The organism is Geothrix rubra, from assembly GCF_030268065.1.
In the GTDB taxonomy this organism is placed as follows: domain Bacteria; phylum Acidobacteriota; class Holophagae; order Holophagales; family Holophagaceae; genus Geothrix; species Geothrix rubra.
Genome location: NZ_BSDD01000002.1, coordinates 192,579 through 206,009 on the forward strand (window position 1 = coordinate 192,579; position 13,431 = coordinate 206,009).

The 13,431-nt window shown below is 71.0% G+C and carries 11 protein-coding genes; 9 read left to right on the forward strand and 2 right to left on the reverse strand.

The features are described 5' to 3' along the window. Positions 1-12 precede the first annotated feature (12 nt). The 3 genes from nifJ to QSJ33_RS05635 all read left to right on the forward strand — a co-directional run bounded on the left by nifJ (position 13) and on the right by QSJ33_RS05635 (position 5,248). The gene (gene nifJ, locus QSJ33_RS05625; RefSeq protein WP_285723584.1) at positions 13-3,567 is read left to right on the forward strand and encodes a pyruvate:ferredoxin (flavodoxin) oxidoreductase; all 3,555 of its coding nucleotides are present in this window, start codon (positions 13-15) and stop codon (positions 3,565-3,567) included. A gap of 11 nt (positions 3,568-3,578) precedes the next feature. Further along, positions 3,579-4,571, forward strand: a complete 993-nt coding sequence (locus tag QSJ33_RS05630; protein ID WP_285723585.1) for a dihydroorotate dehydrogenase-like protein — start codon at positions 3,579-3,581, stop codon at positions 4,569-4,571. A 140-nt stretch (positions 4,572-4,711) separates the two neighbouring features. Beyond that, positions 4,712-5,248 (forward strand): RrF2 family transcriptional regulator, encoded by a 537-nt coding sequence (locus QSJ33_RS05635; RefSeq protein WP_285723586.1) that lies wholly within the window; start codon positions 4,712-4,714, stop codon positions 5,246-5,248. 89 nt (positions 5,249-5,337) lie between these two features. Here the strand turns inward: QSJ33_RS05635 and QSJ33_RS05640 are convergent, their stop codons facing one another. Beyond that, entirely contained in the window at positions 5,338-5,655 is a 318-nt protein-coding gene (locus tag QSJ33_RS05640; RefSeq protein ID WP_285723587.1) for a carboxymuconolactone decarboxylase family protein, read from the reverse strand. A 25-nt stretch (positions 5,656-5,680) separates the two neighbouring features. Then, complete coding sequence (locus QSJ33_RS05645; protein WP_285723588.1) at positions 5,681-6,145, reverse strand: RrF2 family transcriptional regulator; 465 nt, start codon at positions 6,143-6,145, stop codon at positions 5,681-5,683. 353 nt (positions 6,146-6,498) lie between these two features. Here QSJ33_RS05645 and QSJ33_RS05650 point away from each other — a divergent pair, with 353 nt between their 5' ends. The 6 genes from QSJ33_RS05650 to QSJ33_RS05675 all read left to right on the forward strand — a co-directional run bounded on the left by QSJ33_RS05650 (position 6,499) and on the right by QSJ33_RS05675 (position 13,431). Continuing rightward, positions 6,499-8,163, forward strand: a complete 1,665-nt coding sequence (locus tag QSJ33_RS05650; protein ID WP_285723589.1) for a thiamine pyrophosphate-dependent enzyme — start codon at positions 6,499-6,501, stop codon at positions 8,161-8,163. Further along, positions 8,160-8,759 (forward strand): indolepyruvate oxidoreductase subunit beta, encoded by a 600-nt coding sequence (locus QSJ33_RS05655; protein ID WP_285723590.1) that lies wholly within the window; start codon positions 8,160-8,162, stop codon positions 8,757-8,759. Before QSJ33_RS05650 ends, QSJ33_RS05655 begins: the two co-directional genes overlap by 4 nt. A gap of 1 nt (position 8,760) precedes the next feature. Next, positions 8,761-10,896, forward strand: a complete 2,136-nt coding sequence (locus QSJ33_RS05660; RefSeq protein WP_285723591.1) for an acetate--CoA ligase family protein — start codon at positions 8,761-8,763, stop codon at positions 10,894-10,896. 63 nt (positions 10,897-10,959) lie between these two features. Next, on the forward strand, positions 10,960-11,727 hold the full coding sequence (locus QSJ33_RS05665; RefSeq protein WP_285723592.1) for a YwiC-like family protein: 768 nt from the start codon (positions 10,960-10,962) through the stop codon (positions 11,725-11,727). Positions 11,728-11,797: 70 nt separating this feature from the next. Continuing rightward, on the forward strand, positions 11,798-12,244 hold the full coding sequence (locus QSJ33_RS05670; RefSeq protein ID WP_285723593.1) for an RrF2 family transcriptional regulator: 447 nt from the start codon (positions 11,798-11,800) through the stop codon (positions 12,242-12,244). 74 nt (positions 12,245-12,318) lie between these two features. Beyond that, the gene (locus QSJ33_RS05675) at positions 12,319-13,431 is read left to right on the forward strand and encodes a hypothetical protein (RefSeq protein WP_285723594.1); all 1,113 of its coding nucleotides are present in this window, start codon (positions 12,319-12,321) and stop codon (positions 13,429-13,431) included.

The following is a 13,431-nucleotide window of genomic DNA, read 5'->3' on the forward strand; positions in this document are numbered from 1 at the left end:
AAGGAGCTAAGCATGAGCCCGCGCGTCATGAAGACCCTGGATGGGAACGAGGCCACCGCCTCGGTGGCCCACCGCCTCAGCGAGGTCATCGCCATCTACCCCATCACGCCCTCCTCGAACATGGGCGAGTGGGCGGACGAGTGGAGCTCCCAGGGCAAGGTCAACATCTGGAAGACCATCCCCTCGGTCATCGAGATGCAGTCCGAGGGCGGCGCCGCCGGCGCGGTCCACGGGGCCCTCCAGGCCGGCAGCCTGACGACGACCTTCACGGCGTCCCAGGGCCTGCTGCTCATGATCCCCAACATGTACAAGATCGCCGGCGAGCTGACGCCCTTCTGCATGCATGTCAGCGCCCGCACCCTGGCCACGCACGCCCTCAGCATCTTCGGCGACCACTCGGACGTGATGTCCTGCCGGATGACCGGCTTCGCCATGCTGTCCTCCGACAGCGTGCAGCAGGCCCACGATTTCGCCGCCATCGCCCACGCCGCCACGCTGCGCGCCCGGGTCCCCTTCCTGCACTTCTTCGACGGCTTCCGCACCAGCCACGAGGTGGCCAAGATCGAGATCCTCAACGACGAGGACCTCCGCCAGATGGTCCCCGACGAGCTGGTGGCAACCTTTCGCAAGTCTGCCCTGACGCCGGATCATCCGATGATCCGCGGCACGGCCCAGAACCCCGACACCTTCTTCCAGGCCCGCGAGGCCTGCACGCCCTACTACGCCGCCGCTCCCGCCCTCGTGCAGCAGGAGATGGACCGCTTCGCCAAGCTCACGGGCCGCCAGTACCGCCTCTACGAGTACTTCGGCCACCCCGAGGCCGAGCGCGTGATCGTCGCCATGGGTTCGGGCTGCGATGTCACCCACGAGTACGTCGAGCACGCCCTGCAGCAGGGCGAGAAGGTGGGCGTCCTCAAGGTGCGCCTCTACAGGCCCTTCGCCATCCCCGAGTTCGTCCGCGCCCTGCCCGCCTCCGTGAAGAAGCTGGCGGTGCTGGACCGCTGCAAGGAGCCCGGCGCCCCCGCCGATCCCATGCACCTGGACGTGCTCGCCGCCCTCCGCCAGGGCCGCGAAGAGGGCCACACCACCCTCGACCCCGTGGTCGTGGGCGGCCGGTACGGCCTCTCCTCCAAGGAGTTCACGCCGGCCATGGTCAAGGCTGTCTATGACAACCTGGCCCAGGATCGCCCGAAGAACCACTTCACCGTGGGCATCGTGGACGACATCAGCCACAGCTCGCTGACCTACGATCCCGCCTTCGACGTGGAGCCGAAGGACGTGACCCGGGCCCTGTTCTACGGCCTGGGCGCCGATGGCACGGTGGGCGCCAACAAGAACTCCATCAAGATCATCGCCGAGGAGACGCCCAACTACGGCCAGGGCTACTTCGTCTACGACTCCAAGAAGTCCGGCGCCATCACCATCAGCCACCTGCGCTTCGGGCCCCGGCCCATCCGCAGCGCCTACCTGGTGACCAAGGCCAACTTCATCGCCTGCCACCAGACGAGCTTCCTCGACAAGTACGAGATGCTCGAGACCGCCGTGCCCGGCGCCACCTTCCTGCTGAACACGCCCTACGGCCCCGACGCGGTCTGGGACACCCTGCCGGTGGAGGTGCAATCCGCCATCGTCGAGAAGCAGCTCAAGTTCTACGTCATCGACGCCTACGAGGTGGCCAAGAACACCGGCATGGGCGTGCGCATCAACACCATCATGCAGACCTGCTTCTTCGCCATCTCCGGCGTGCTGCCCCGCGAGGAGGCCATCGAGCAGATCAAGAAGGCCATCAAGAAGACCTATGGCAAGAAGGGCGACGCCATCGTCCAGAAGAACTTCGTGGCTGTGGACGAGACCCTGGCCCACCTCCACGAGGTGAAGGTCCCGGCCGCCGTCAGCGCCACCCGCAAGCGTCCGCCCATGGTGGCGGACGAGGCGCCCGACTTCGTCAAGCGCGTCACCGCCGTGATGATGGAGGGCAAGGGCGACCTGCTGCCCGTGAGCGCCTTCCCCGTGGACGGCACCTGGCCCGTGGGCACCACGAAGTGGGAGAAGCGCAACATCGCGCTGGAGATCCCCGAGTGGGACGCCGGCATCTGCATCCAGTGCAACAAGTGCGCGATGGCCTGCCCCCACGCCGCCATCCGCGCCAAGGTCTACGATCCCGCCGAGCTGGCCGGCGCGCCCGGCACCTTCAAGGCCGTGGACTACAAGGGACCCGAGTACAAGGGCCAGAAGTACACCATCCAGGTGGCCCCCGAGGACTGCACGGGCTGCTCCCTCTGCGTGGCCATCTGCCCCGCCAAGGACAAGAGCAACCCCAAGCACAAGGCCATCGACATGGTGCCCCAGGCCCCGCTCCGCGAGCCCGAAGCCGCCAACTACAAGTTCTTCCTCGACCTCCCCGAGGCCGACCGCACCACCGTCAAGCTGGACGTGAAGGGCTCGCAGTTCCTGGAGCCGCTCTTCGAGTACAGCGGCGCCTGCTCCGGCTGCGGCGAGACGCCCTACCTCAAGCTGCTCACCCAGCTCTTCGGCGACCGCACCCTCATCGCCAACGCCACGGGCTGCTCCAGCATCTACGGCGGCAACCTGCCCACCACGCCCTACACCGTCAACAAGGACGGCCGCGGCCCCGCCTGGGCCAACAGCCTCTTCGAGGACAATGCGGAGTTCGGCCTGGGCCTGCGCCTCTCCGTGGACAAGCACCAGGAGTTCGCCCTGGAACTGCTGCACCGGCTGGCGCCCAGCCTCGGGGACGACCTCGTCTCCGGGCTGGCCACGGCCGACCAGGCCACGGAGGCCGGCATCAAGACCCAGCGTGAGCGGGTGGCGGCCCTCCGGCAGAAGCTCGCCGGCCTGGCCGATCCCGAGGCCCGCATCCTGAACGACCTCGCGGACTACCTGGTGGACAAGAGCGTCTGGGTGGTCGGCGGCGACGGCTGGGCCTACGACATCGGCTACGGCGGCCTGGACCACGTCCTCGCCTCCGGCCGCAACGTGAACGTGCTGGTGCTCGACACCGAGGTCTACTCCAACACCGGTGGCCAGGCCTCCAAGTCCACCCCCATGGGCGCGGGCGCCAAGTTCGCCATGGCCGGCAAGACGCTTCCCAAGAAGGACCTGGGCATGATCGCCATGACCTACGGCGGCATCTACGTCGCCAAGGTGGCCTTCGGCTCCCGCGACGCCCAGACCGTGAAGGCCTTCCTCGAGGCCGAGTCCTACCCCGGCCCCAGCCTCATCATCGCCTACAGCCACTGCATCGCCCACGGCTACGATCTCGCGCTGGGCGCCGAACAGCAGAAGCTCGCGGTGGATTCCGGCCACTGGCCGCTCTTCCGCTTCGACCCCCGCCGCACGGAGAAGGGCGAGAACCCCCTGCAGCTGGATTCCGGCACGCCGAAGGTGTCCCTGGGCCAGTACGTCCGCAACGAGACCCGCTACCGGATGATCGAGCAGGCGCACCCCGAGGCCTTCAAGCAGCTGCTGGAGACCTCCCAGCACGAGATCACCAGCCGCTACTCCGTCTACGAGCAGCTCGCCAAGCTCACGATGCCCGGCAAGTGAAGGAGGACGCCATGGATCTCTCCACCACCTACCTCGGCCTCAAGCTCGCCCATCCCCTGATGGCGGGCGCCTCGCCCCTGGTCGACGACCTCGGGATGGTCAAGCGGCTCGAGGACGCCGGGGCCTCCGCCATCGTGATGCACTCGCTCTTCGAGGAGCAGATCACCCGCGAACAGGAGGGCACCATCCTGGACATGGAGCTCCACGCGGAATCCAACGCGGAGGCCCTGTCCTACTTCCCGACCCCCGACGAGTTCCGCCTGGGCCCCGAGAAGTACCTCGAGCAGATCATGCGCCTCAAGGCGGCGGTGTCCGTTCCGGTCATCGCCTCCCTGAACGGCACCACCCCCGCGGGCTGGCTGCACCATGGGAAGCTCATGGAGCAGGCGGGCGCCGATGCCCTGGAGCTGAACACCTACTACCTGGCCACGGACCCCGCGGAGACCGCGGCCGCCGTGGAGAAGCGCACCCTCGACATCGTCCGGGCCGTGAAGTCCGAGGTGAAGATCCCCGTGGCGGTGAAGCTGTCGCCCTTCTTCTCCTCCCTGGCCCACTTCGCGGTGGAGCTGGAGGCCGCCGGCGCCGATGGCCTGGTGCTCTTCAACCGGTTCTTCCAGCCCGACATCGACGTGGAGGCCCTGGAGGCCACCCCCAGCCTGCAGCTCTCCAGCTCGGCGGATCTCCTCCTCCGCCTCCGCTGGCTGGCCATCCTCCACGGCCACGTCAAGGGCGGCCTCGCCGTCACCGGCGGGGTCCACACGGGCCTGGACGCCCTCAAGGCGGTCATGGCCGGGGCCAGCGCCGTCCAGATGGTGTCCGCCCTCCTCCTGCACGGCCCCGAGCGGCTTGCCCAGACCCGCGCGGAACTCACCGAGTGGCTGGAGGAGCACGAGTACGATTCCCTCCAGCAGGCCCTGGGCAGCATGAGCCTCCAGAAGTGCCCCAACCCGCAGGCCTTCACCCGGGCCAACTACATGCGCATCCTCAACGGCTGGAAGCCCTGAATATCGATTTTAGCCTAGGACCCCCGGTGCCCCCGGGGGTTCTTTGCATGGGATACGGATTTGCAGTCTTTGGATGTGTTTGACCTGAAGATCGTCTATTATTCAGATCGCCCACTATCCACTCCACGGCACAGGTGCCCATGCTCCCTCTGTCCCAATCCTCCGGTTACGCCGTACTCGCCATGAGCTGCCTGGAGGATCCGGGCGGCAAGCCCACCCTCGTGGTGGACGTCGCGGCCCGCACGGGGTTCCCGCGCCCCTACCTCTCCAAGATGATCCACAAGCTGGCCAAGGTGGGCCTGGTGATGGCCAAGCGCGGCAACAAGGGCGGCGTGGTGCTGGCCCTGGCCGCCAAGGAGATCACCCTCGACCTCATCGCCGAGGCGGTGGACGGCGCCGAGTGGCGGAACAAGTGCCTGCTGGGCTTCTCCGAGTGCTCGGACGAGCGGGCCTGCCCCGCCCACACCTTCTGGACCTCCGAGCGGGACCACATCCACCACCGCCTGAAGGGCATCACCCTCGAGGAGATCCGCACCTTCGAGCAGCACAGCCGCACCTGGCGCCTGGCCGACGCGCTCCCCGAGCGGAAGGCCAAGCCCAAGCCCAAGAAGGCGGCCAAGCCCGCCGCCAAGAAGCCCGCGGCGAGCGCCGCGAAGCGGACGGCCAAGAAGGATTGACACCCGCGGGGAGGGACGGTCTGTGCCCTCCCGTCGATCGGCGTCCTCCCCGCGCGGTGGCGGGGAGGACGCCGATCGTCAGGTCCGGCCTACTTCTCGGTGACGTCCAGGACCCACCGGTGGGCCGCCACGGCTGCCGGCATGCCGAGGGTCCCCGCGGCCAGCGCCACGACCTGCTCCATCTCGGCGCTCGTGATGCCCATGGCCTGGGCCTTGCGCGCGCTGGCATGCACGGCGCCCTCCCGGCCTGCACCGATGGCCACGGCCAGCTTCACCAGCCGGGCCGTGCGGGCGTCCAGCGGGCCCTCCTGGCCGGCCTCCGCCATCAGGTCCCAGGCCTGGCCCAGCTTCGGGAAACGGGACACGAAGGCGCGGTAGGCCTTGGGCGGTTCGGGTTGCTGGGACATGGTCAGCCTCCGCGGAGAAACCCCATCATCCCACGGTGCCGGCCTCGGCCACCTTCCGGCGGGCCCGGCAGCGCTCCACCCCGGGGTCGTGGTGACGGTCCATGTCCGCCAGGGTCACCTGGCTCAGCCGCGTGAGGATGTCCTCCCGCATGCCCCCCCAGTATTCATGCAGCACGCAAGGCGTCTCCTCCGAGCAGCCCAGGAGGCCCAGCAGGCACCGGTTCCGCCAGGACGTGCCGTCGATGGCCACGGACAGCTCCTCCAGGGTGATGTCCCGCGCCGACTTGGCGAGGACCACCCCGCCGTGATGGCCCCGCCGGGCCACCACGAGGCCCTGCTTGGCCAGGCGGTGCACCAGCTTGGAGAGGTAGGACCGGGGGATGCCCGTGTAGTCCGCGATGGTTTCGACGAGGATGGGGTGGCCCCCCGGTTCCTCGAGGCAGCGGAGCGCCCGCACTGCGTAACCGGTGGTCTGGGAGAGTGGAAGCACGGGAAACCTCCGCAAGAACCTGGTAGGACGGCCTTAACCAAGAGGATCAATCGGTAAATTATAGGGTCAACCCCCTTTGTGGCGCCACCCATCACTTTTTTGTTCGGGCAGTAAAAAAAAGTCATGGATACGCCCGGCGCAGACCGCCTTTTTGCCTTCGACAAATGACCGCAACTGGCCTCAATCGGCCTCTAGGCATGAATGATTCACAGAATCATCCGCCTTCGCCTTCCCGGCACGGGCCTCCCCGTGCGTGTGATCGCTGGCACAGCAGGGCTTCCGCGGCCTCCCGTGTGACCCGGCGCACGGAGACCCGCCCCCATACTCCGAGGTTTGGTTGAGGCGGAGGCCCCATGACGCAAAGCACCCTGGCCCTTGGCGTGGAAGCCGCCGCGCAGGCGGCCTTCGACGCCGGCATCAAGGGAGCCTTCGGCTACCCCGGGACCCCCTCCACGGAGGGCTTCGAGTTCGCCGAGGCGCTCGTGAAGCAGGACGCCGGCGGTGGCCGGGTGGCCCACTGGGCCGCCAATGAGAAGGTGGCCTACGACCTGGCCCTGGGCATGAGCTACGCGGGCCACCGCAGCCTGGTGACCATGAAGCACGTGGGCCTGAACGTGGCCATGGACGCCTACGCCAACTCGGCGCTGACCGGCGTCCAGGGCGGCCTGGTGCTCCTCGTGGCGGACGACCCCGGCATGCACAGCAGCCAGAACGAGCAGGACAGCCGCCGCCTGGCAGAGTTCGCCTGGCTCCCCTGCCTGGAGCCCAGCACGGTCCAGGAGGCCTACGACCTCACCTGGCGGGCCTTCGAGCTCTCCGAGGCCCTGCAGGTGCCGGTCATGCTCCGCCTGGTGACCCGGCTGGCCCACTGCCGCGCCCCCTTCCTGCGCCGACCCGTCCTCGCCCCCACGGGCGTGGGCCTCACGCCGAAGGCCCGCGTCCAGGACTGGGTGCTGATCCCCTCCAACGCCCGCCGGCGCTACGTGGACCTCCTGGCCAAGCAGCCCCGGCTGCGGGAGGCGGCCGCGACCCTGAACCGGATCGTCCCCGGCACGGGCCGCCGCGGTGTGGCCCTGGCGGGCCTCGGCCGCGCCTACTTCGGCCAGCTGGTCCTGGAGCACCCGGAGCTGGCGGCCCTACCCCGGCTGGAGGTGGCCGCCTATCCCGTGGATCCGGAACTCGAGCAGGCCTTCCTCGGCCAGGTGGACGAGGTGCTGGTCTTCGAGGAGGACTACCCGGTGCTGGAGGAGCGCCTGGGACTGCGCGGCCGGGCCCGCGTCCGCGGCCGCCTGGACGGCGCCGTGCCCCGCACGGGCGAGCTGTCCCCCCGCATCCTGAAGGACGCCCTGGGCCTCGCCACCCCCGAGGGCAAGGCCGCCGCCGGCCTGGAGCTGCCCGTGCGCGCCCCCCGCTTCTGCGAAGGCTGCGGCCACGTGGACGCCTACGAGGCCATCCAGGAGGCCCTCCGCAATGTGGGGGCCCCGGAGGCCCGGGTCTTCGGCGACATCGGCTGCTACACCCTGGCCGCCCAGGAGCCCCTCGCCGCCATCCACGCCGTGGTGGAGATGGGCGCCAGCATCAGCATGGCCGTGGGCGCCGCCTTCGCGGGCCAGACGCCTTCGGTGGCCGTCATCGGCGACTCCACCTTCGCCCACAGCGGCCTGCCCGCCCTGCTCACCGCCGCCGAGGCCAGGGCCAACGTCACCGTGGTGGTGCTGGACAACCGCGTGGTGGGCATGACGGGCCAACAGCCCAGCCAGGCCCTGGACCAGGTGGAGCGCCTCGTGCTGGGCCTGGGCATCCCCGAGGCCGACCTGCAGGTGCTCACGCCCCTGCCCAGCCGTCACGGCGACAACGTGGCGGCCATGGAGGCGGCCCTCCGCCACGCGGGCCCCTCGGTGGTGGTCTTCCGGCGGGAGTGCATCCAGTCCCTGCGCCGCGGCGTGCTCAAGGAGCACGACCGGGAGGCCCGGGAGCACGCCGCCTGTTCTTCCTGCACTCCGGAGGTGACCCGATGAACGGCGCCCGCATCCACGGCATCGTCCTCTCCGGCGTCGGCGGCCAGGGCGTCCTGTCCATGGCCCAGATCGTCCTGGAGGCCCTGCGCCGCAGCGGCTTCCACGCGCTCCAGTCCGAGATCCACGGCATGAGCCAGCGGGGCGGCAGCGTGCACGCCCAGGTGTGCTACGCCGACCAGCCCATCAGCTCGCCCCTCATCGACGACGGCTGCGCCGACCTGCTCATCGCGCTGGAGCCCCTGGAGGCCCTCCGCTACGTCCCCATGCTCCGCATCAGCGGGCACCTGGTGGTGGCCGAGGATCCCATCGCCGACATGGAGGGCTACCCCCCCCTGGAGGATGTCCACGCCGCGCTCCGCGCCGTGCGGGGATCCCACCTCCTGGACACCGAGGCCCTGGCCCGGAAGCTGGCGCACAAGCAGGCCGGCGGCATGGCCCTCCTGGGCATGGCCTCGCGCTTCCTGCCCGTGGCCGAGTCCCTGTGGCAGGAGGTCATCGCCCAGCGCTTCGCGGCCAAGGGCGAGAAGGTCACCGCCAAGAACCTGGAGGCCTTCGAGGCCGGCCGGAACCTGATCGGCGAAGGCGTGGGGGCCTGAGATGACGGGCGGAACCTTCCTCCACGAGGGGCGCGCCTACGCCCTGCTGGCCGCCGCGGGCCTGCGGGTGCCCCGCCACGGGTTCCTGGAAGCCGGCCCCCTGCCCTTCGCCCCCGGCGAGCCCATCGTGCTGAAGGGCATCGCGGACGAGCTCTGGCACAAGTCCGACAAGGGCGCCGTCCACTTCGGCGCCTTCGAGCCGGAGGCCCTGCGGGCCGAGGCCGCGGCCATGAAGGCCCGCGTGGCGGAGCATCCCTGGATCGGCGGCCTGGTCTGCGAGAAGGTGCCCTTCAAGCGCCTCTCCGGCCTGCCCACCGAGGCCCTGGTCTCCCTGAAGCGCGATCCCGATGCGGGCTGGCTCGTCATCTGCGGCATCGGCGGCCTCCAGGCGGACGCCTGGGCGGCCCTGGCCCCGCCCCTCATCTGGCCCGTGGCCCTGGCCGCGCCGGAGCAGGCGCTGGCCGAGCTGAAAAACCACTGGCTGGGCCGCACCTGGCTGGGCCTCCAGCGCGGCACCGAGGCCCTCACGGACGAGGCGAAGCTCCTGGGCTTCCTCCAGGGCCTGTGGCGTGCGGTCGAGGGCCTGGACCGCGAGGGCGTGGGCCTGCTCGAGCTGAACCCGGTCGTGCTGGATGCCGAGGGCCTGCCCACGGCCCTGGATGGCGTGGGCACCCTGGGGGCGATCGCCACCGGTGCGCCCGTCGCGCCCGATCCCGCCTGGTACCGGGCCCTGCTGGCCCCCCGCAGCGTGGTGCTGGCGGGCGTCTCCAGCCGCGAGGGCACGGTGGGCCGCATCATCCTGGAGAACCTCCAGCGGTCGACGCTGCCCGCGGGCGCCCTGCGCCTGCTGAAGCCGGGGGCGACCGAATTCCTGGGCCTGCCCTGCCTGGGCTCCGTGGCCGAGCTGGCCGCGGCGCCCGCGGACCAGCTCATCCTCTCGCTGCCCGCGCCCCAGACCCTGGAGGTGGTGGAGCAGCTCTGCCGCCAGGGCGGTGGCGCCACGGTGGTGTACCTCGTGGCCGGCGGCCTGGGCGACGGCGCCGACACCGAGGGCCTCGGCAAGCGGCTGCTGGCCTGCCTCGACGAGCACCGCCGCGCGGGCCAGTGGACCCCGGCGCTCGTGGGCCCCAATGGCCTGGGCCTCTACAGCCCCGACCTGGACCTGAACACGCTGTTCATCCCCCGGGAGAAGCTGCCCCTGTCCCCGAAGCCGGGCCACCTGGCCCTGGTGAGCCAGAGCGGCGCCTTCCTGATCACCCGGCTCAGCCGCCGGCCGGAGTTGGGCCTGCGGGCCGCCGTGGCCATCGGCAACCAGATGGACCTCCGTTGCTCCGACTTCCTCAGGGGCTTCGGCGGGGACCCCGCCGTGAAGGTGGTGGGCGCCTACCTGGAGGGCTTCGCCCCCGGGGACCTGGCCGCCACCGCCGGGGCGGCGCGAAGCCTGCGCGCCTCCGGCCGCCGGCTGCTGCTCTACAAGGGCGGCCGCAGCCAGGCGGGCATGGCCGCCGCCAGCAGCCACACCGGCGCCCTGGCCGGCGACGCCGCCCTGCAGGCCAGCGTCCTGCGCCGGGCCGGCGCCCTGCTCGCGGAGCGCATGGAGGCCTTCGACGGGGCCCTGGCCTGGCTCGGGACCCATCCCGGCCTCCGCCCCCGCAAGGTGGCCATCATGACCAACGCCGGCTTCGAAGCCGTGGCCTCCGCGGACCTCCTGGCCGGCCCCCTCGGAAGCGCCCAGCTCACCGCCGGCGAGACCCGGGACCTGGAGGCCCTCCTGGAGGCCCAGGGGCTCAAGGGCCTCGTGGCCGCCCATCTGCCCCTGGACGTGACGCCCATGGCCGACGAGGCCGCCTACCTGGCCTGCGCCCGCCTCCTCCTCGGCGGCGAGGCGGACACGCTGGTGGTGGGCCTGGTGCCCCTCACCCGGCGCCTGGGCACGGCAGATCCCGCCGCCTTCGCCCCCTTCGCCCGGGCCCTGGCGGACCTGGCCCGCGGCAGCGGCAAGGGCGTGGGCGTGGCCGTGGAGGGCGGGGCGATCTACGACGCCTACCGCCAGGGCCTGCGGGATGCCGGCCTGCCCGTCTTCCTCAGCATGGAGGAGGCCCTGGAGGGCCTGCGGCTCATCGCCTCGGAGGTGTGACGGGACGCATGGCGTCGGGTCCGGAAGGGGTGCAGACTCTATTTCGGACCCATGAGGCCTGAAATGTCCCGAGCCCTCCCCCCCCTCCGCCAGCTCCTGCCCGCCGAGCACGGCACCTGGTTCATGCTGGCCTTCCCGCTGCTGCTGGGCCTCCTGCTGCGGCCCACCGCGGCGGGCCTGTGCCTCGGCCTGGCGGCCCTGGCCGTCTTCCTGGCCCGGCCGGCCCTGCGCCGGGTGGCCACGGGCCAGCGGGATCCGCTCCAGCGGCGCGCCCTCGCCCTGCTGGGCCTCCTCGCGCTGGCCCTCGGCGGCGGCGCCCTGGCCCTGGCCGGTCCCCGGTTCCTCCTGCCCCTGGCCCTGGCGGCTCCCCTGGTCGTCGTCGCCCTGCGGGCGGACTTCAGCCGGGCCGTGCGGTCCCTGCCCGTGGAGCTCACCGCCCAGGCCGCCTTCGGGGCCCTGGCCCCGGCCATCCTCCTGGCGGGGGGCGGCACGGTCCGGCAGGGTGCCGTGGCCTGGCTGCTCGCCTCCCTCGTGGGCGGCGCCAACCTGGCCCACGTGCGGCACGTCCTGGGCCACGCCCACGGCCTTTCACCCGCCGAGCTGCGCCGGCGCCGGGTGCCGGTCCATGCCCTGCACCTGCTGCTGCTGGCCGCCTCGAGCCTCCTGACCGCGGGGCGAGGGCCCGCGGGCCTCTTCTGGACCCTCTGGACCGCCCTCCTCTACCTCCGGGCCCTCTGGCCCTACCGGCCCATGCCCGCGCGGATCCTCGGCTGGCGGGAGGGGTTCCTCAGCCTCGGCGGCCTGCTGGTCCTGTGGCGCGCCCTCCTATGACCCCCATCACATGGGGCTGGACTCCGAAACCTCCCCCGACGATCCTGTAAATCAGAGACAGGATTCCTGAATGCTCTTCACCACCGCCACCGGCTACGCCCTCCGCGCCCTCGCGGGTCTCCCCGAGGACGGGAGCTTCTGCCTGGCGAAGGACCTGGCGGCCCGGCTGGACATCCCCGGGCCCTATCTCGCCAAGATCCTCCAGGGTCTGGTCCAGTCGGACCTCCTGGAATCCGTGCGGGGACCGAAGGGCGGCTTCCGGCTCACCCGCCCCGCCCACCGGATCACCGTGGGGGAGGTGGTGGCCGCCCTGGAGGGTCCGGATTCCCTGGACGGCTGCATCATGGGCTTCCCCACCTGCGGCGGCGACCATCCCTGCCCCCTGCACGAGGCCTGGGGCGCCGTGAAGGCCCAGGTGGCCACCTCGATGACCCAGGCCACCATCCGCGACCTCCAGCTCATGGACCTGCGGCACCTGAAGGAGGCCAAGGACCGGTCCGGCGGATCCCGGCCCTGACGCCCCTTTTTTGGATTAATTTAGGACTAATCTGTCCTATTGTATTCCGGCATCCCATCCCTCGGAGTCCACCCATGTCGCTCCCCGGCCGCCTCGAGCTCGAAGCCCGTCCCCTGGTGCGGGCCGCCCTGACCACCCTGGGGCTGGCGGGCCTGGTGGCCCTGGGCAGCCGCGGGGGCCGGTGGCTGGATCCGGCCCTCCTCGGCTACCTGGTGGCCTGCCTCTTCGCCTGCTTCGGGGTGGCCTACCGCTACTGGGCCTGGATCGAGCGGCCCGCCACCCGGATGTACTTCGGCCACACGATGCGCACCCTCCGATCCCGGAAGGCCGTGGCGGCCCTGGGCCGCATGGCTCTCCTGGGCCTGGACCAGCTGGTGCTGCAGCGGTTCATCGAAAAGCGCTCGCTCAAGCGGTGGGGCGCCCACGCCCTCCTCGCCTGGGGCTGCCTGCTGGCCTTCGCGGTGACCTTCCCCCTGGTGTTCGGCTGGGTGCGCTTCACCACGGCAGGGGCCGACGCCACCCGGTACCAGGCCTGGTTCTTCGGCTTCCCCGCGGGCTCCTTCCCCCTGGACTCCGTGGCCGCCTTCCTCACCTTCCACATGCTGGACTGGGCGGCCCTCATGGTGATCGCCGGCTGCCTCCTCGCCTTCATCCGCCGCCGGCAGGACGAGGGCGACTTCGCCACCCAGCGGTTCGACCTGGACCTCGCCCCCCTGCTGCTGCTCATCGCCGTGAGCGTGACGGGCCTGCTCCTCACCGTCTCCATCTCCTTCATGCAGGGCCGCAACTACGGGACGCTGGCCTTCATCCACGAGCTCACGGTGATCCTGCTGCTGCTGAGCCTGCCCTTCGGCAAGCTCTTCCACATCGTGCAGCGCCCCGCCCAGCTGGGCGTGAGCCTCTACAAGGCCGAAGGCGAGGCGGAGGGCCGCGTGCCCTGCCGGGGCTGCGGCGAGCCCTTCATCCGCGCCAACCAGCTGCGGGACCTGAAGGCCCTCTACGCCACGCTGGACCTGGGCGCTGCCGTCCACGGATCCCGCACCCACCACCTGGAGCTCTGCCCCCGCTGCAAGCGCCGCCTCCTGGCCAAGGCCCAGTGGCAGCGCATGGGCGGCGCCTTCGATCCCTTCGCGGACCTGCCCGAGTGGGCCGCCCCCATCGACGATCCCCAGACCCTCCGGAGCTGA

Excerpts from the sequence above, each read along its gene's own strand:
- nifJ (WP_285723584.1), top strand. The coding sequence starts at position 13 with ATGAGCCCGCGCGTCATGAAGACCCTGGATGGGAACGAGGCCACCGCC.
- QSJ33_RS05630 (WP_285723585.1), top strand. The coding sequence starts at position 3,579 with ATGGATCTCTCCACCACCTACCTCGGCCTCAAGCTCGCCCATCCCCTG.
- QSJ33_RS05635 (WP_285723586.1), top strand. The coding sequence starts at position 4,712 with ATGCTCCCTCTGTCCCAATCCTCCGGTTACGCCGTACTCGCCATGAGC.
- QSJ33_RS05640 (WP_285723587.1), bottom strand. The coding sequence starts at position 5,655 with ATGTCCCAGCAACCCGAACCGCCCAAGGCCTACCGCGCCTTCGTGTCC.
- QSJ33_RS05650 (WP_285723589.1), top strand. The coding sequence starts at position 6,499 with ATGACGCAAAGCACCCTGGCCCTTGGCGTGGAAGCCGCCGCGCAGGCG.
- QSJ33_RS05655 (WP_285723590.1), top strand. The coding sequence starts at position 8,160 with ATGAACGGCGCCCGCATCCACGGCATCGTCCTCTCCGGCGTCGGCGGC.
- QSJ33_RS05660 (WP_285723591.1), top strand. The coding sequence starts at position 8,761 with ATGACGGGCGGAACCTTCCTCCACGAGGGGCGCGCCTACGCCCTGCTG.
- QSJ33_RS05665 (WP_285723592.1), top strand. The coding sequence starts at position 10,960 with ATGTCCCGAGCCCTCCCCCCCCTCCGCCAGCTCCTGCCCGCCGAGCAC.
- QSJ33_RS05670 (WP_285723593.1), top strand. The coding sequence starts at position 11,798 with ATGCTCTTCACCACCGCCACCGGCTACGCCCTCCGCGCCCTCGCGGGT.
- QSJ33_RS05675 (WP_285723594.1), top strand. The coding sequence starts at position 12,319 with ATGTCGCTCCCCGGCCGCCTCGAGCTCGAAGCCCGTCCCCTGGTGCGG.